Origin of the sequence: Chromohalobacter sp. 11-W, assembly GCF_029889905.1 — a bacterium.
In the GTDB taxonomy this organism is placed as follows: domain Bacteria; phylum Pseudomonadota; class Gammaproteobacteria; order Pseudomonadales; family Halomonadaceae; genus Chromohalobacter.
On sequence record NZ_JARANZ010000001.1, the window covers coordinates 405,006 to 422,879 of the forward strand.

General features: G+C 62.2%; 16 protein-coding genes. 5 read left to right on the plus strand and 11 right to left on the minus strand.

Annotated elements, in window-relative coordinates:
- Positions 1 to 2 precede the first annotated feature (2 nt).
- From OP494_RS01780 to OP494_RS01800, 5 genes are all read right to left on the minus strand, one after another.
- A complete protein-coding gene (locus OP494_RS01780) occupies positions 3 to 983 on the minus strand; it encodes a lysylphosphatidylglycerol synthase transmembrane domain-containing protein (protein ID WP_280539032.1) in 981 nt (326 codons plus the stop codon).
- Entirely contained in the window at positions 970 to 1,836 is an 867-nt protein-coding gene (locus OP494_RS01785) for a class I SAM-dependent methyltransferase (protein WP_280539033.1), read from the minus strand. The genes OP494_RS01780 and OP494_RS01785 overlap by 14 nt, the downstream gene beginning before the upstream one ends.
- Positions 1,833 to 2,882: a glycosyltransferase family 4 protein gene (locus OP494_RS01790; RefSeq protein ID WP_280539034.1), complete on the minus strand. Its 1,050-nt coding sequence runs from the start codon at positions 2,880 to 2,882 to the stop codon at positions 1,833 to 1,835. The genes OP494_RS01785 and OP494_RS01790 overlap by 4 nt, the downstream gene beginning before the upstream one ends.
- Positions 2,879 to 3,277 (minus strand): 6-carboxytetrahydropterin synthase, encoded by a 399-nt coding sequence (locus OP494_RS01795; protein WP_280539035.1) that lies wholly within the window; start codon positions 3,275 to 3,277, stop codon positions 2,879 to 2,881. The genes OP494_RS01790 and OP494_RS01795 overlap by 4 nt, the downstream gene beginning before the upstream one ends.
- A 75-nt stretch (positions 3,278 to 3,352) precedes the next feature.
- Positions 3,353 to 4,330, minus strand: a complete 978-nt coding sequence (locus OP494_RS01800; RefSeq protein WP_280539036.1) for a zinc-binding alcohol dehydrogenase — start codon at positions 4,328 to 4,330, stop codon at positions 3,353 to 3,355.
- A gap of 180 nt (positions 4,331 to 4,510) precedes the next feature.
- Here OP494_RS01800 and OP494_RS01805 point away from each other — a divergent pair, with 180 nt between their 5' ends.
- A complete protein-coding gene (locus OP494_RS01805) occupies positions 4,511 to 5,263 on the plus strand; it encodes a CDP-alcohol phosphatidyltransferase family protein (protein WP_280539037.1) in 753 nt (250 codons plus the stop codon).
- Positions 5,264 to 5,330: 67 nt separating this feature from the next.
- On the opposite strand, the gene OP494_RS01810 is transcribed toward OP494_RS01805, so the two are convergent.
- Positions 5,331 to 6,143 carry a LuxR C-terminal-related transcriptional regulator gene (locus OP494_RS01810; RefSeq protein WP_280539039.1) on the minus strand — a complete coding sequence of 271 codons (813 nt, stop codon included), beginning with the start codon at positions 6,141 to 6,143 and terminating at the stop codon, positions 5,331 to 5,333.
- A gap of 228 nt (positions 6,144 to 6,371) precedes the next feature.
- On the opposite strand from OP494_RS01810, the gene OP494_RS01815 reads away from it, so the two are divergent.
- A complete protein-coding gene (locus OP494_RS01815) occupies positions 6,372 to 7,721 on the plus strand; it encodes a glutamine synthetase family protein (protein ID WP_280539040.1) in 1,350 nt (449 codons plus the stop codon).
- A gap of 36 nt (positions 7,722 to 7,757) precedes the next feature.
- On the plus strand, positions 7,758 to 8,513 hold the full coding sequence (locus OP494_RS01820; RefSeq protein WP_348521690.1) for a glutamine amidotransferase: 756 nt from the start codon (positions 7,758 to 7,760) through the stop codon (positions 8,511 to 8,513).
- Positions 8,514 to 8,582: 69 nt separating this feature from the next.
- Here OP494_RS01820 and aguA read toward each other — a convergent pair whose 3' ends face one another.
- The 3 genes from aguA to OP494_RS01835 all read right to left on the minus strand — a co-directional run bounded on the left by aguA (position 8,583) and on the right by OP494_RS01835 (position 12,519).
- Positions 8,583 to 9,695 (minus strand): agmatine deiminase, encoded by a 1,113-nt coding sequence (aguA, locus tag OP494_RS01825; RefSeq protein WP_280539041.1) that lies wholly within the window; start codon positions 9,693 to 9,695, stop codon positions 8,583 to 8,585.
- An 8-nt stretch (positions 9,696 to 9,703) separates the two neighbouring features.
- Complete coding sequence (locus tag OP494_RS01830; RefSeq protein WP_280539042.1) at positions 9,704 to 11,050, minus strand: Na+/H+ antiporter NhaC family protein; 1,347 nt, start codon at positions 11,048 to 11,050, stop codon at positions 9,704 to 9,706.
- A gap of 71 nt (positions 11,051 to 11,121) precedes the next feature.
- The gene (locus OP494_RS01835) at positions 11,122 to 12,519 is read right to left on the minus strand and encodes an aminotransferase (RefSeq protein WP_280539043.1); all 1,398 of its coding nucleotides are present in this window, start codon (positions 12,517 to 12,519) and stop codon (positions 11,122 to 11,124) included.
- A gap of 218 nt (positions 12,520 to 12,737) precedes the next feature.
- Between OP494_RS01835 and OP494_RS01840 the strand changes: the two genes are divergently transcribed.
- Together OP494_RS01840 and OP494_RS01845 are read left to right on the plus strand one after the other, a co-directional pair.
- Entirely contained in the window at positions 12,738 to 13,976 is a 1,239-nt protein-coding gene (locus tag OP494_RS01840) for a M20 family metallo-hydrolase (RefSeq protein ID WP_280539045.1), read from the plus strand.
- A 15-nt stretch (positions 13,977 to 13,991) separates the two neighbouring features.
- Positions 13,992 to 15,533: an aldehyde dehydrogenase gene (locus tag OP494_RS01845; RefSeq protein ID WP_280539046.1), complete on the plus strand. Its 1,542-nt coding sequence runs from the start codon at positions 13,992 to 13,994 to the stop codon at positions 15,531 to 15,533.
- A gap of 109 nt (positions 15,534 to 15,642) precedes the next feature.
- On the opposite strand, the gene OP494_RS01850 is transcribed toward OP494_RS01845, so the two are convergent.
- A complete protein-coding gene (locus OP494_RS01850) occupies positions 15,643 to 16,470 on the minus strand; it encodes a helix-turn-helix transcriptional regulator (protein ID WP_280539047.1) in 828 nt (275 codons plus the stop codon).
- Between the two features lie 11 nt (positions 16,471 to 16,481).
- Positions 16,482 to 17,849 (minus strand): glutamine synthetase family protein, encoded by a 1,368-nt coding sequence (locus OP494_RS01855; protein ID WP_280539048.1) that lies wholly within the window; start codon positions 17,847 to 17,849, stop codon positions 16,482 to 16,484.
- Positions 17,850 to 17,874 lie beyond the last annotated feature (25 nt).

Below are 17,874 nucleotides of genomic sequence, written 5' to 3' on the forward strand. Positions count from 1 at the left end.
CGTTATCGCGCATGGCAGCCTCCTCCGCTCTTGCTCGTTAGTGGGGCGCCTGCCGAGGTGTCATGGTCTCGACGCTGGCGACGCCGGTGGCAGAGTAGCCAGGCACCTGGCAGGCTCGAGATCAGCACGATGACTCCGTAGATCAGCGAAATGGCCACGCCCTGGGCGGGATCGAGCCCGGCGCCTATCCACACCAGTGCGGCGGCACTCTCACGTAGCCCCCAACCGGCTACCGAGAGGGGAATCGCCATGACCATCAGCACCGGCGGAATCAGTGGCAACAGGGTGGCGAGGTCGATATCGGCCCCAATGGCACGGGCGGTGATGGCATAGACGGCGATATAGCTCGCCACCACACCCAGGGAACTGAGGCATTGCCAGAGCCACATGCGCGAGGCGACCAGGGCGGTGCTGAGATCGCCCAGCGTGTCGCGCAGCCAGGTCGGCGGGCGGCGATAACCCCAGATCGCCAGCCCGCTCAGCACGATGATCCCCGTCGTCAGTACAACAGGGGCATTACCCAGCCGAGCAAGGCCACTGAGCACGCTATCGCGCAAGGTCGGCGAAGCTAGCAGCCCCACGATGGCGATCAGTGCCAGCATCAGTTGGCCTGAGAGGCGTTCGATGATGACGGCGCGCCACGCTCGTGGTCGGTCGCTACTCGACCGGGCATGGCGCCAGGCCCGCGAGGCATCGCCGATGACGCCGCCCGGCAGTACCTGGTTGAGAAAGGTAGCCACGTAGTATTCCGCCACGGCACGGCGTAGCGGTAGCGTCAGACCCATGCGCCGGGCGGTCAGGCGCCAGCGCCAGGCGGAGAGCACGACCTGGGGCACGCTGATGGCCAATGCCAGCAACAGCCAGCCCGGCGCGGGGGCAACGAAGGCGTCACGTAGTGCCCGAGCGTCGAGCTGCCAAGCGATGACCCCGAGCAGCACCAGGCTGACGCCCAGACGTGCGAGGGTCGCGTTAGCGGGACGCATGGGGTGGCTCCGGGGCGGCGAACACATCGCGGTGCCCGACGAGCAGGTCGAGATGCCCTCGGTCGAGGGCCTCCCGGCGGTGTTGCCACCAGCGCTCGATGCGCTGGCGATCATGCGGCGCTTGCTCACGGGCGGCGGCGGCCCAGCCGTCGATGAGGCTCAGCGCCAGGGGGCGCTGCGCCGGCGTCAGGCGCCAGGGGCTTTCAGCGTCGACGATGTGAAAGTCTCTGGCGGTGAAGGCTGCGATCAATGCCTGGGGCGCCGTGGTGCCAAGCGCAGGGCCGAGGCCTTTGTCGCGGCGTTGATGCGCGGCGAGTATCTCGAAGAGCCAGGCATCTTCGTCATCATTGACCATCACGTCATCGGCCTGGAAACGAATGTTGCCGTCCACGCTGAGTGTGATCAATGTCGCGGCGTGATGAGCCGCGCAGGCATCGGCCAGGGCCTCGACCCAGGTGGCGCTGACCAGATCGCACAGTGCCGAGGCGGTAACGAGGTCGATACCGGCGAACCAAGACGTGTCGAGCGCATGCAGGTCGCGCTGGTGTGTGGTCACGTGGATGGATGTGCCCGCGTTATCGCGCAAGGGCTGACAGCGCCCCACGGCATGGCCCAGCAGAGAATCGTCATGATCGATTAGATGCCAGTGCTGGGGCCCCGGCAAGCGAGGCGCGAGATAGCGCACATTGGCACCGCTGCCACTGCCGAGATCGAGTAGTTGCCAGGGAGCGTGGCGCTCACGCGTGGCAAGCCAGTCGACGGTGGCCTGCAAGGGCGCCATGGCGCGGGCATCGTGATCGGCTTGCTCGCGCCTCGCCAGCCAGGACTCGCTGAACGTACCGGCAGTGTTCATGCGGCGCCTCGTTGCAAGGCGGTGGCGAAGGCCGCACCGACCTGCGACCAGTCACGCAGCGAGCCCCGGGCGCGCTCGGCGCCTTCGCGCCATGCTTGACGTTTATGGGGGTCGCTGAGCATCTCGCGCAGCGCAGCGGCGAGCGCCTCGACATCGCCGGGTGGCACCTTTAGCCCGGCATCGTCGGGAAGAGTATGGGCGAGTGCGCCGCCGGTGGTGGTGATCACGGGCAGGGCATGTGCCAGGGCTTCGCTGACGACCATGCCGTATCCCTCGTAATGCGAGGGCAGCACGAAGATATCGCTGGCGTGATAGGCCTCGTCCAGCGCCTCGGCGGATCGCTCGCCGAGCAAGTGGATACGTTCTTCCAGGCCGTGGGTGGCGATACGTGCCTGGACATCCTCGACATGCGTCGGCGCGCGGTCCAGGCCACCGATGCAGTCGCATGTCCAGGGCAGATCGGTCAGTGTGGCCAGCGCCTCGACGAGCACATCATGTCCCTTGCGCGGGGTGACCGTGGCCACGCACAAAAGGCGAGGCACCTCAGCGTTACCATGGGCCGGGACGGCGCGCATAACGCCGGGTTCGACCACGTGCAAGCGCTCCGGCCCTACCTCGAAATCCGCCAGACGCCGAGCGGTGAAAGGGCTGGTGACGATGACATTGTGCACCGCCGAAAGCGCGCGCGTTTCGCTGATCAAGAAGCGCTCGCGTTCGGCGTCGCCAAGACCGGTTTCGTCGGCGAGCGGATGGTGAACCAGGGCGGTGAGCGTCACGCGCTGGGCATGAGCTTCGAGCACGTCGGGTAACCCGCCCATCGCGAGTCCGTCGATAATTACATGGGCGCCTGCGGGCCGGGCCGCTAAAGCGTTTTCCAGTGCCTTTTTTGCCGTGGCGTCGGGTTCGGGAAAACGCCCCTCGAGGCCGATGACCTCGATCGGCCAGCCATGTTCGCGCAGGGCCGTGACGACGCGCGCATCGTAGACGTAGCCGCCGGTCAACTGCGCTGGGTCGCCGGCAACGATCAGAGTCACGGGATGGCTCATATCGCGCCCTCGTAATTCGCCCAGGCGATATGCGATTCATGCAGCGTGACGCCGAGGGCCGTCAGACCATGCCCGGTCTCGCCGAGTTCGCCCTGGCGGATGGCGTGGGCGAGCCGCTCGAAAATCACCTTGGCCATGAATTCGGTGGTGGTGTTGCGCCCCTGGAATTCGGGAACCTCGTCGAGGTTGTTGAAATTGAGCTCGCTCAGAACGCGGGAAAGCGTCTGGCTGGCCAGGCCGATATCGACGATGAGGTCGTCGCGGTCGAGTTCGGGGCGCTTGAAGGCGACATCGACCACATAGGTGGCGCCGTGCAAGCGTTGCGCGGGGCCGAAGATCTCGCCGTTGAAGCTGTGCGCGATCATGAAATGGTCTCGAACCGTCAGGCTGAACATCCGTGTGGCTCCTTTTGTATTGCCATGTATTACCGGTTATGCGTATTACGTGGGTGTCGTCGCATAGTGGCAGTGTCACGAATAGCGTATGCGATGGCACAGTGCCGGGCGATCCGCGTCGCTCAGTCGTGCCAAGGCAGCGGGTAGATCAAGGAAGTTGCTTTCTCCGTCGATCAAGGCATCGAGACGGGCATCGCGGAGTAGCGTCAGGGCTAGTTGTAGACGCTGAGCATGGCTGCGTCGCGCGCGTCGTGCTGGCGAGACACCGCCGACCTGGCTGGCACGCAGCGTCAACCGCTGCGAATGGAAAGCCTCGCCGAGGGGCAATGCAACTTCGTCGCGTCCGAACCAGCTCAGTTCGATGATTTCTGCTTCGTATCCCGCCAGTTCAAGGGCGCTGCGCAAGCCATGCGGGTTGCCGCTGGCGTTGATCACTATGTCTTGTTCAGCCTCGGCATCGTGCGGGTGGCGAAAGGGCAAGCCCAACGCCGCGGCCAATTCGGCCTTACCGGCATCGATGTCGAGCAGTTGCACGCGAACCCCCGCCGTTTGTTGGCATAACCAGGCGACCAGGCTGCCGACCACGCCGGCGCCGACAACGCTGATCCGGTCGCCGACGCGTGGGGCGGCGTCCCACAAAGCGTTGACGGCGGTTTCCATGTTGGCCGCGAGGACCGCGCGTGTGGCGGGAAGGTCCTCGGGCAGGGGCACGACGGCCTCGATGGGAACGACGTAACGTGTCTGATGAGGATAGAGACAGAAGACCTCGCGACCGCACCAAGCCTCCGGCCCCTCCTCGACCACGCCGACGTTGGCATAGCCATATTTGACCGGCCCCGGGAAATCCCCTTCCTGAAAAGGCGCGCGCATGCGGGTGTATTCGCTCTCCGGGATCTTGCCTTGAAAAACCAGGCTCTCGGTGCCGCGGCTGACGGCGCTGTAGCGTGTTCTGACCAACAGCTCATGCGTCTGGCGGGTGGGCAAGGCGTGCTGTCTAATTTCACCGTGCCCCGGTGCCTGTATCCAAAAGGCCTGGGCGTTCGCTGCGAGCATGGCAAATCTCCTTATTCACCTTGAGTATCGTCCATGACACCATTCATGTACAGGTATTGTACATAGAGGTGTTTGTGTACCATTTTATTTTAAGGTTCGAGTGCTATCAGCGTAGTGAAAATCGCGCTGTTTATGGGGCCCTCTGCCATAGTTAAACGCAGACGTTGGGGAGAAAAGGTCATGCGTGACACATCACGCCACGCCATTGGTCGCAGGGTATCGTGGGTACATGGGTTGCCGGCGGTACTGGAACTACTGTTGGGCTTGTGCCTGGTGGGGCTGTTGGTGGAAACCCTCCAGTGGCATTTGGCGGCGCCCCCTGGGCTTGGCTGGACGGTAGGAGGTGTGTATCTGGCGATGGCAGTCATGATCGTATGGGGTTGGCCAGTAGCATTGCGTTGGCTGGGCTGGGCCAATCGCGTGACCTTGCTGCGGGGCGTGTTGATCGCACTGCTGGCCGGCAGCATGGCGTTTCCCGCCTTTATGCAGCGTCATGCGCTGGAAATGGGAGGGCTGGCATTGTTGGCCTTGTGCTTGGATGGCCTCGATGGCTGGGTGGCACGACATACGCATTCCGCCACTGCCTTCGGCGCCCGGTTTGACATGGAGCTGGATGCCTTCTTCATCGCCGTGTTGTGCTGCGCGCTCGTGGTGCTCGACAAGCTGGGCGGTTGGGTGCTGTTGTGTGGGGCGCTGCGATATGTCTTCGTCGCGGCAGGATATGCCTGGACATGGTTGCGGCGGCCGTTGCCGTCGAGTTTACGCCGCAAGGTGGTTTGCGTGTGGCAGGTGGTCAGCCTGCTGGCAGCGTTGCTGCCTTGGGTCTCGCCCTTCTGGGCCATGTTGAGTGTGGGCCTGGCGCTGGTATTGCTGTTGTACTCGTTCATGAGTGATGTCGCGTGGCTATATCGCCACCGGCGCACGCGTATCTGAGGTCTTGCGGTCCCGGAGGGGCATCCGGCTCAACGTAAGATTCAGCTTATGCGCTTGACCGGCCCGCCTAGTGATGTTCTTCCAGGTGATTCAGGTGGTTGATGAACTGCGTGAAAATCTCAGCCTGAGTGGAGGTGTTCAGTCGCGAATGGATGTTCTTGCGATGCACCTTTACCGTGCCGACGCTGATTTTCAGGTGGTCGGCAATCGCTTGGGAAGAAAAACCCCGCAGGATGAGATCGGTAATTTCCCGTTCACGCTGAGTCAGCACACCGCTGGCGAAAGTGCGCAGCGCGCGCTTCATGGGGCCGTCGGAACGGCCGTATTGCAGGAACTCGTCGGACTGGGTCTGCCAGAACTGACGCATGAGCGCGCTGATGACCGGGTGAAACTCTTGTAGGGCATTCAACTCAGTGCGCGAAATGCTTTCCAGCGAGGCTTTGCGCCCGAGCGTGATGGCGCAGGTCACTTCGTCATCCAGACGGATCAATAGATTGATCTCATCCACCAGCCCGAAGTTCTGATAGCAGGTTTGATAGTACTCAGTGCTTTTGAATGAGTCCGGCATGATGTCGGCAAGTCGCACGATGCCGGGGGATGCGGTGTCCTTGATGGCGTGGAAAAGTGGGTCGAGTACATAGGCATGGTTGATGTACTGGCGCAGGGTGTCGCTCTGCTCCGCTGGATCGGAAGGATGTACGAGAATCGGTCGCAGCGATTTCTTGTAGGTCAGGAGCAGAATCGTGTCGAAGAAACACAGGGTCGACAGGAAGGCCTCCAGCATCGCCGGAAAACTGCGCAGTCGCTGATGCTCGATGAGTACGGCCAAGTTTTTCTGCCAACTCTCATTGGTCTGTATCTGATTGACGCGATCTCGCATCGCTTGTCCTTGCTCTTGTACGCCGCCGGCAGGGCGTTATCGGGGATTTCCCCAAGGCTAAGCTAGATGGTGGACCGGCACCAGTCCGGCTCGCCTTCGGGTCATGCGGCAGGCAGAGATAAATGACGTCTTCCACCGACCGGATACCCCTGGGGTGATAGATACACCGCTATCTGGATGGGATATCTTGATGCTCTGATTTTCGAAAAGCATTCAAGAGTCACGCGTATGGCGACGAATAACAAACAGGACAAGACCCGCGATCTGGATCTCTTCATCACGGATTTGAACGGGAATTTACGCGGCAAGCGCCTGCCAGCCAGCGGTTTGAAAAAGGTCCGCAAGGAAGGGCTCAAACTGCCGCGTTCGGTGGTGGGCTTTGATTTCTGGGGCGCCGATGTACTGGCCAATGGGCTGGTATTCGAGACCGGCGACAGTGATGGTATTTGCATGCCTGTCTCAGCAGAGCCAATCCCGGTGCCTTGGTCGGAAGCGCCGCGTGACCAGATGCTGGCGATGATGTTCAACCCCGATGGCACGCCCTTCGAGGCCGATCCTCGCCAGGTGCTCAAGCGCATGGTGGATCGCTTCGCCGAAAAGGGGCTGACACCGGTGATGGCCACCGAGCTTGAGTTCTATCTGATGGATGCCGAGTCGGAGAGGACTCAGCGGCCGATTCCGCCGGCACTGACAGAGGGGAAAGGACGCCGCCTGGCCAATACGGAAGGTTATTCCGTTGAGGAAATGGATGGCTTCGAGGCGTTTTTTGCCGATGTTCGCGAGGCCTGCCAGGTGCAGGGTATAGGCGCGGATACCATCATTGCCGAGATGGGGCCGGGGCAGTTCGAGGTTAATCTCAACCATGTGGCCGATCCGTTGAATGCGGGCGATCAGGCGATTATGTTCAAGCGTCTCGTACGCGGCGTCTCCCGTCGCCACGGTTATGCGGCTACCTTCATGGCCAAGCCCTATGTCGAGGAAAGCGGCAACGGCTTTCACGCGCATTTCAGCCTGCTCGACCGCGACGGTCACAATGTCTTCGATGATGGCACCGAGCAGGGCAGTGACCTACTGCGCCATGCCATCGCCGGGCTGATGCAATCGATGCCGGAGAGCATGCTGGTATTCGCGCCGCACCTGAATTCCTATCGTCGCTTCATGCCAGGCGCCTATGCCCCGACCCATGCTAGTTGGGGTTACGAGAACCGGACGGTGGCGCTGCGTGTGCCGGAAAGCCCCAATCTGGCGCGGCGGATCGAACACCGGGTGGCCGGTGCGGATGCCAATCCGTATCTGGTGCTGGCGGCCATTCTCGCCGGTGCGCTGCATGGCATGGAAAACGAGCTCGAGCCAGATGCCCCGGTGGAAGGTGATGCCTACGCCGAAGAGAATTCCCAATATCCGTTGCCTTGTGAATGGCAGGACGCCATCACTCGCTTCGACCAGAGTGAGAAACTGAGGGGATACCTGGGAGAAGAGTTCGTGTGTGTATACGCGCACGCCAAACGCCAGGAGCGCCTTCGCCTGAATGAGCGCATCTCCGATGTTGAATACGAGGCCTATCTGGGATTGCTCTGATCCTGGCTAGGTCCTGAATACATGCACGGCGAGACCGTGAGCGAGGAATCCGTCATGACGCTGGAAGTCGGCATACTGGCCACCGGCACGACGCCGGACAACCTGATCGAAACGTATGGTTCCTATGCTGATATGTTCGTTCACTTGTTTGGGCAAGCCGGTTATGACTTTACCTTCATTACCTTCGATGTCCGGGACGATATCTTTCCCGAATCAGCCGATGCCTGTGATGCTTGGCTCATCACCGGCTCAAAATCCAGCGTCTGTGACAAGACGCCCTGGATGGCACGCTTGAAAGAACTGATTCTGGAAATCTACGCCACCGGCCGTCCGATCGTGGGCATTTGCTTTGGCCACCAGATCGTGGCCGAGGCCTTTGGTGCCGACGTTAACCAGTATCCGCAAGGTTGGGGCGTGGGCCTGCATACCTATCAACTGGACAAAAGCGTGCCGGAACTGGACGCCCTGGGTGGCCAATTCACGCTGAATGCAGTGCATCAGGACCAGGTGCTGAGCAAGCCGAAGCAGGCCGAGGTCATTGCCTCTTCGTCGTTCTGCCCGTTTGCGGCACTTCAGTACGATGACCGTATCCTGACCCTTCAGGCGCATCCGGAATTCAATGTGGCGTTCGAAACCCAGTTGCTTCAGGCACGCCGTGACGCTCCGATTCCGTCGACGGCGACCGACCCGGCGCTGACCAAGCTCCATGGGGCGTCTGCGCGTACGGACTCACTGCAGGTCGCCCACTGGATGGCCGCTTTTTTGCAGCAGGGTTGCTCTTCAACAGAGTAGGCGTCGTCGAGCGTATCTGACATGGCCATCCTGCTGCATAGGCTTGTCGTACGATAGTGCCTGACAGGGTCAGGCCCGGGGCTGCTGTTGGGTGATGCAGTGGATGTTGCCGCCGCCCAGCAGGATTTCGCGGGCATCGACCGCGACCACCCGGCGGTCTGGAAACAATCTCTCGAGGATGACTCGTGCCGCGTCGTCATAGGCCGGATCGAGTTTGGGCATTACCACCACCGAGTTGCCGATATAGAAATTGACGTAGGAGGCGGCCATGCGGTCGCCGGGTTGGCGCGGGCGCGAACTGCTCAGCCGGTCGACGCCGCTGGCTTCGGTCTCGGCGATGGTCAGCGGGCCGGGCATCGGCAGTTTGTGCACGGTAATCTTCCGCCCCTTGGCGTCCGTGGCAGCTTCGAGAATCGCCAGGGCCTCGCGGGAGATAGTTTGCTGTGGGTCACTCGCGTCGTCGGTCCAGGTCAGCGCCACCTCGCCGGGGGCAACGAAGCAGCACAGGTTGTCGACGTGGCCGTCGGTCTCGTCCTGGAAACAGCCGCGCGGTAGCCAGATGACCTTTTCGACACCCAGGTAGACGCTCAACAGCCGTTCAATCTCGGCCTTGTCGAGATCGGGATTGCGGTTGGGGTTGAGCAGGCACTCCTCCGTGGTGATCAGGGTGCCCTCGCCGTCGACGTGGATCGCGCCACCCTCGACCACCAGCGGGGTGATGAAGCGTTCGATACCGAGCATCTCGGCGATTTTTTGGCGAATGCGGCGGTCCTTGTCCCAGGGGAAGTAGAGCCCACCGTTGAGCCCGCCCCAGGCGTTGAATTCCCAGTCGACCATTGCCAGGCGACCATCCGGATGCGTCAGAAAGGTTGGCCCGACATCGCGCATCCAGGCATCGTTGCTGGAAAGCTCGACCACCCGGACGTGGGCCGGCAACTGGTTGCGTGCGTTCTCGTATTGATCGTCGTTAACGCCGACGAATACCGTCTCGCTCTCGGCGACTGCCTCAGCGACAGCGACGAACGCCGCCTGAGCCGGCTTGGCGCCGTAGCGCCAGTTGTCGGGACGCTGCGGCCAGAGCATCCAGCAGGCGTCGTGCGCGGCGAACTCGGCGGGCATGGAAAAGCCCAGCTCGGCGGGAGTGGCGGTGCGCCGCTCAGTTGTAATGTATGTGTCGTTCATGACGAACCTCAAAGATAGCCTGCCGCCAGGAATACCAGCATGGCCAGGAAGGCGGCAATAAGCGCATAGGGAAGCTGTGTCAGGGCATGAGCCATCGGCGTGCAGCCGCTACCCTGGGCCGAGAGCACGGTGGAGTCGCCGTAGAAGCAGGCGTGGCTGCCGAAGGCGCTGGCCGAGATCAGCGCGCCGATCACCAGTGGCATCTCGGCGTGGACGCTACTCGCCAGCGGCAGCACGATGGGCATCGCCACGGCGAAGAGCCCCCAGAACGAGCCGGTGGCAAAGGCCAGGAACGCCATGGTGACGAAGCTTACCGCCGGCAGCAGTTGGGCGGTCATCAGCGGTTGCAGGGTCTGGATCACGTATTCGGTGAGCCCCAGGCCGTCGTTGACTTCCTTGAGCGTGAAGCCGGCGACCAGCGTACCCAGCGGCATCAGCATCGATTTGAAGCCCTCGAGCGCGGTGTCGAAGGTGGCATGAAAGCTCATCAGGCGCTGACTGAAGATCAGTACCAGTGTCACGGCCAAGGCCACGATCACCCCGCGCAGGATGTCGATGTCGAAATACCAGGTGAAGAAGATCAGGCTGGCGATGGGCAGCAGGAAGTTGAGCAGGTGCGGGCGACGCTGGCCTTCGTCCTCGACCTCCAAGGCGTTTTCCTCGGCGCCGTCGGGCATCACCTGACCGCCACTGGCGCGCAACTCGGCCGTCTTCATGGGGCCGATGGCGGGGATCCAGCCCATCGCTACCAGGGGCACCACTGCAGCGGCGATCCAGGCGTAGAACATGTAGGGAATCGATTCGATGTAGAGGCCCATGCCGCTGCCGGTCACATTGTTGTCCTCGAGCAGACCGGCGAAAAATACCGCCCAGGTGGAGAAGGGTACCAGGATGCAGATCGGCGCGGCGGTGGAGTCGACGATATAGGCGAGCATCTCCCGCGAAACCTTGAAGCGGTCGGTGATCTTCTTCATCGAGGCGCTGATCGCCAGGGCGTTGAGGTAGTCGTCGACGAAAATGGCCAGACCGAGGATCCAGGTGGTCAGCAGCCCCTGACGCCGGCCGTGGATACGGTGGGTCATGACGTCGCCGAAGGTCAGCACGCCGCCGGTACGCACCAGCAGTGCGATCAGACTGCCGAACAGCCCGCAGACCAGAATGATCCAGGTCACGGTATCGTTGCCGAGCACCGTGAGCAGCGTGTCAGAGGCCTGGGTCACCACACTCGTCGGGTCGATCATCAACATGCCAACCAGCGCGCCGGTCATCAGCGATTCGATGGTGCGGCGGGTGACGATGGCCATGATCAGCACAATCAGGGTGGGAAACAGGCTCCAGAGTCCGTAAGTGTCCATGGTTGGTTGGCTCGTTTTGTGGTTGTTGAGAAAGCGCGGAGCGTGCCGGGCCGTGTCAGACCCGGCGAGGATTAGAGATAGCCGTCGGCTTCGAGGCTTTTGGTCGTGGCCGTCAGCGCCGCGTCGAGGATATCCACCACGCGATCGACGGTTTCCCGCGTCCAGATCAGTGGGGGCGACACGATGTTGAGATGACCTACCGGACGAATGATGAGGCCGCGCTTCTGTGCCTCGAAGGCGATCCGGTCACCGACCCGCGCCTCCACCGGGAATAGCGCCTTGCTCTGCTTGTCGGCGACATTCTCGAGACACATCATGAAATGGCTGCCGCGCACGTCGCCCACTGTGGCGTGATGCGACAGCGAATGCAGGCGCTCTTCGAGATAGGGGCCCACCTCGCGGACGTTTTCGCAGATCCCCTCGCGCTCGATGATCTCGATGTTCTTAAGTGCCGCCGCGCAGCTCACCGGATGGCCGGAATAGGTAAAACCGGTGCTCAGCACGCCGCCCGGTCCCTGCGGGGTAGATAGCACTTCGTAGAGTTCGTCGGAGATCAGCGTCGCGCCCAGTGGTGCATAGCCGGACGACAGCCCCTTGGCGCAGTTGATGATATCGGGCTGGGTCTCGAACACTTCTTCGGAGGCGAAGAAGTGTCCCAGACGACCGAAACCGGTCACTACCTCGTCGGCGATGTAGAGGATGTCGTTGGCGCGACACACCGCCTGCATGCGCTTGTGATAGCCCTTCGGTGCCACCAGCACGCCGCCGGCACCCATGATCGGTTCGGCGATGAAGGCGGCGATGTTGTCGGCGCCGATCTCGGCGACGGTTTCCTCGAACTCCTTGACCAGCTGATCGCAGTACTCGGCCTCGCTCATCCCCTCGGGGCGGCGGTAGCAGTTGGCCTCGCTCAGATGGGTGACCAGGTGATCGAGGGTATCGAAGTCCCAGTTGTTGCTGGCGATGCCGGTCAGGGTCGAGGCGAGGTAGGTGGTGCCGTGGTAAGCGTTGTTGCGTGAAATGATGCGCTTCTTGGCCGGCTTGCCGATCCGGTTGAAGTAGTAATGCACCAGACGGATGGTGGCGTCGTTGGCCGCCGAGCCGCCACAGCTATAGAAGACGTGGTTGAGGTGCGCGGGCGCCAGCTCGGCGAGTTTGTCGGCGAGTAGCGTGGCCGGCACGTTGGAGAGGTTGTTGAAGGTCGAAAAGTAGGCCATGCGCGTGGCCTGCTCGGCCATGGCCTGGCCGATCTCGGCTCGGCCATGGCCGACGTTGACGCACCACAGCCCGGCGATGCCGTCGATGAAGCGGTTGCCGTGGGCGTCCTGCACGTAGATGCCGTCACTGTCGGTGATCAGGTCACAGCCTTCCTCGTGAAAGGTGCTGAAGTCGGTGAATGGGTGGATGAAGTGATCCTTGTCCTTCTGCCATAGCGCTTGGGCATCGTGGGTACGGGTCTCGGTGTTCATGGTCTCGTCTCGCCAGTTAAAAGCGTTCATTGCCGTGATGGGTGGCCGCGATGCGTCGTTGTGAAGAGTCGTTGTGATGCATCGTTGCGTTCGCAAACGAGATTAGCGAGGAAGGGGAGGGCAGGAATATATCCTGATAGGGGTATATCGCAACGACCGGAGAGCCGCCTAATGTGTTCAATGATTCAAACACCTAACAAGCACAAAGGGGGTACCTCATGGCGGTTTCCATTGACAGCCAACGGTTATGGGACAGCCTGATGGCAATGGCCGAGATCGGCCCGACCGAGAACGGTGGTAGTTGCCGCCTAGCCTTGACGCCGGAGGATGCCGCCGGACGACGCTTGCTGCTCGACTGGTGTGAGTCGCTCGGCTGTACCTGGCGGGTCGACCGCGTCGGCAACCTCTTCATTCGCCGCGCCGGCAAGCGCGACGACCTCGACCCGGTGGCCATGGGCAGTCATCTGGACACCCAGCCCAAGGGCGGGCGCTTCGACGGTATTCTCGGTGTCCTGGCCGGACTCGAAGTGTTGCGTACCCTCGCGGACCAGGGCATCGCCACCGAGCGGTCGCTGGAACTGGTGGTCTGGACCAACGAGGAAGGTAGCCGCTTCGCGCCGGCCATGGTCGCTTCCGGCACCTATGCCGGTGCGTTCAGCGTCGAGTCGACGCTGGCCCGCGAGGACCGCGACGGCGTGACATTCGGCGAGGCCCTCGAGGCTTGCGGGTATGCCGGCGAGTCGCCGGTAGGCGAGCCACGCCTGGACAGTTTCTTCGAGGTGCACATCGAGCAGGGGCCGGTGCTCGAGGAAGAGGGCGAGACCATTGGCGTGGTAACCGGCGTTCAGGGCATGCGCTGGTTCGACGTGACGCTTTCGGGCCAATCGGCCCATGCCGGCCCGACCCCCATGCGCTATCGCCGCGATGCGCTGGCGGCAGCGGCGTGCCTTGTCGACCGTCTGCAGGCCCATGCCCTAGCGGACGATAGCGGCGATACCAAAGTGACCTGTGGTTGTCTGGAGATCGTGTCGGCGTCACGCAATGTGGTCCCGGGCGACGTCAAGCTCACTATCGACCTGCGCCATGTGGTAGAGAGCGAACTTGACGCGTTGCAAACGTATTTCGAAGGGCTACTTGCCGAGGTGGGCGAGACCTGCGGCGTCACGGTGGCCCAGGAGCGGATCTGGGCCTCGCCGGTGGTCGAGTTCGCCCCCGAGTGCGTCGCTGCGGTGGAACGCGGCGCCCGTGAGCAGGGGCTGAAATACCGTCGCATGATGAGCGGGGCCGGTCATGATGCCGTCTATGTGTCGCGGGTGGCGCCGACGGCCATGATCTTCGTGCCCTGCCGCGACGGCATCAGCCATAACGAGGCCGAATACGCCACGCCGGAACACTGTGCCGCAGGCACTCAAGTGCTTTGCGATGCCATCCTTGAACGCGTCAATCGCGTGTCCTGACCTGGGGAGAACGACATGACTCAATCCATAGCCTCAATTCCCGAAACCCATGCCGATTGGCGGACGCTGGCCGAGCGCCTGAGTGTCGAAAAGAGCCTCGAGGCGCGTGCCTATATCGATGATACCTTCGTGGACGCTGTCAGCGGCGAGACCTTCACGACGCTTAATCCAGCCACCGGCGAGACGCTCGCTGAGGTAGCCAGCTGCGATGCCGCTGACGCCGAGGCAGCAGTGGCGGTCGCGCGACGTGTCTTCGAGAGCGGCGAGTGGTCGCGTGCGTCACCGGGGGAACGCAAGGCCGCGATGCTGCGTCTCGCCGACCTGATGGAGTTGCACCAGCACGAGTTGGCGCTGCTCGACAGTCTGGACATGGGCAAGCCGGTGTCGAGCGCCATGGGGGACATGGCCGGTGCTATCGGCTGCATTCGTCACCATGCCGAGTCCATCGACAAGCTCTATGGCGAGATCGCCCCCACCGGTGAGGACAGCCTGGGATTGGTACTACGCGAGCCGCTCGGTGTGGTGGCGTCGATCGTACCCTGGAACTTTCCGTTGATGATGACCGCCTGGAAGATCAGCCCGGCGCTGGCGGCTGGCAACAGTGTCATCCTCAAGCCCTCGGAAAAGTCGCCGCTGTCGGCATTGCGCCTCGCTCAATTGACGCGCGAAGCCGGCTTGCCGCGCGGCGTTTTTCAGGTGTTGCCCGGTTTCGGCCACACCGTGGGCAAGGCATTGGCACTGTCGATGGGCGTCGACTGCCTGGCCTTTACCGGCTCCACCGGGGTCGGCAAGCAACTGATGCAGTACGCCGGCCAGTCGAACCTCAAGAAAGTCTTTCTAGAGTGCGGCGGCAAGAGCCCGAATGTGGTCTTCGCCGACTGCAAGGACCTGGACCAAGTGGCGGAGCATGCCGCCGCCGCGATCTTTCACAACCAGGGCGAAGTGTGCATCGCCGGCTCGCGGCTATTAGTCGAAAACAGCATTCGCGAGCGCTTCGTCGACAAAGTGCTGGCCGCCGCCGAAAGCATGCAGCCCGGCGATCCATTGGACCCGGCGAGCTTCATGGGGGCGATGGTCGATCAGACCCAGTACCAGCGGGTGCTCGACTACATCCGCCAGGGCGTCGAAGAAGGCGCGACGCTACGGACCGGTGGCAAAGCGATGGACGGCGAAGGGCCGAATGGTCAGGGCCTGTTCATCGGCCCGACGGTGTTCGACGGCGTGACCGACGCCATGACCATTGGCCGGGAGGAAATATTCGGCCCGGTATTGGCGGTATTCGGCTTCGATACCGAGGAAGAAGCCGTGCGGCTGGCCAACGACAGCGACTACGGCCTCGCCGCAGGCCTGTGGAGTCAGGACATCGATCGCATCATGCGTGTCACGCGGCGGCTACGCTCGGGCCAGGTGTTCGTCAATAACTGGGCGGATATGGACCAGACGGTCCCCTTTGGCGGCGTCAAGCAGTCCGGCAATGGCCGTGACAAGTCACACCATTCGCTGGAGGAATACTCCGATCTCAAGACCGTCTGGATATCGCTGATGCCCGCGCCTTGAGTACTGTCACGAGACGCGAGCGGCAGTGACTGGTGCCAATGAGGAAGGGAGGCAAGCCCAAGGAAGGGCACCCTCATGGCGATATGGCTGAGTGCGGTTGGAAGCCTACTTACTGTTCTGCCTGGCGTCGTGAGACCAGCGCCACATGGTCGAGGAAAAGCCGAAAGAGTTGCGACTGGCTGGAGATCTCGAGACGCTGGTAGACGTGCTTACGATGGACCTTGACGGTGCCGTCGCTAATGCCCAGTTCACGTGCTGCCGACTTGGTGGAGTGACCGGCCAGCAGCAGACGCACGATATCCCGTTCACGTGCCGTCAGGCGTTCCCGCCCGAAGCTATCGAAGGCTTCCTCCACCGGTTCTCGCTCGGCCAGGCATTGGTGGAAGCGGTGTTCCTGCCACTTCCAGTATTCCCCGAGCAGCACTTCCAGCACTGGCGAGATATGGCGTAACGCCAGCATATCCCGACGGGTGATCCTTGGGGCATCGTCGCGAAACCCCAGTGACACCACCATGACGACGTCAGTGTCGACCCTTGCGAACAAGCCGATCTCGTCGGTGAGCCCCAAGGCGCGATAGTAGTGATGATAGTAGTCGCTGCTCTCGAAACGATCCGGGGCTAGCTCGCGCAGCCGCTGCGCGCCGCTCTCCAGTCCGTCATGGACGGCCTTGAAGAACGGGTCCAGCAGAAAGGCATGGTTCAAATAGCGCTCGATGCCCTGTTCGCGCCGCGTCGGTGGGTAATTGTCGTGGATCAGCAGCGGCCGTCGTTGTCCTTTATACGTATTGATCAAGATGGTATCGAAACCGACCAGCTCGCGCAGCGTCTGTTCCAACAGGAGCGGAAAGCCACTGCCTGCGACGGCTTGGAAAAGCCTGGCCAGATGATGGTGCCAGGTCAGGCTGGCTGGATGGGCGAGGTGGTCGGTGGGTGTCACGAAAAATAAGCCTAGACTCTGAGAAGAAGATGCTCGCGCTCCCAGGAGCTGATCACCTGGAAGTACTCGCGGTGCTCGGCGCGCTTGACCGCCAGGTAGCTGTTGGTGAAACGCTCGCCGAGGACCTCGGCCAGCGGCTGACAATCGCTCAGCATATCCAGCGCCGGACGGATATCGTCAGGCAGTGTGTGGCCGCCGGACCAAGCCGATCCAATCATCGGCGGACGTGGCTCGAGCTGGCTGAGCATGCCGAGATAGCCGCATGCCAGCGAGGCTGCCATGACCAGATAAGGATTGGCATCGGCCCCCGCCAGACGATTCTCGACCCGCGTCGCCTCGGGCGTCGAGACCGGCACCCGTAGGCCCACGGTACGGTTGTCGGTACCCCATTCGACGTTGGTCGGCGCCGAGCCGCTGGTCTCGGTGCGCATCAGCCGGCGGTAGGAGTTGACGTTGGGCGCCAGTAGCGGCATGGCCGAGGGTAGGTAGTGCTGCAGCCCACCGATGAACTGCTGGAACAATCGGCTGGACTTGCCGTTTTCGCCGGCGAACAGATTATCACCGGATTCGGCGTCCAACAGGCTCTGATGGAGATGCATCGAACTGCCCGGCTCATTGGCCATCGGCTTGGCCATGAAGGTGGCATACATGCCGTGACGGAGCGCCGTTTCGCGCAAGGCGCGCTTGAACATCACCACCTGGTCGGCCAGCCGCAGGGGGTCGCCGTGCTGGAAGTTGACCTCCATCTGCCCGGCACCTTCTTCGTGAATCAGAGTATCCAGGTCGAGGTCCATGGCATCGCAGTAGTCGTACATTTCCTCGAAAAGCGGATCGAATTCGTTGACCGCATCGATGGAGAACGACTGCCGGCTGCTCTCCTGACGGCCGTTGCGACCGATCGGCGGCTCCAGAGGATAGTCGGAGTCGGTATTGGTCTTGACCAGAAAGAACTCGACCTCGGGCGCGACGATCGGCTTCCAGCCGCGCGCCTCGTAGAAGGATAACACCCGCTTGAGCACGTGGCGGGGGGAAAGCTCTACTGGCTCGCCGGTCAGGTAGTGGCAATCGTGGATGATCTGGGCGGTAGCATCATCGGCCCAGGGCACCAGGAAGATGGCGTTGGGGTCGGGCACCAGCTCCATATCCCGCTCGGCAGGGTTCCAGAAGTGGATGTCATCGTCATCGGGATAGCCGCCGGTGACGGTCTGGATGAAGATCGAGTCCGGCAGTCGTGGGCGACCACCGCCCAGGTACTTGCCGGCAGGCATGATCTTGCCTTTGAGAATGCCAGTGAGGTCGGTGACCAGGCATTCGACCTCGGTGATGCCGCGCGTCTGAAACCAGTCGTTGAAGTGGGGGTGTTCCTGACGGTTACTCATGGGATTTCCTTGCTCTGCAGATGGG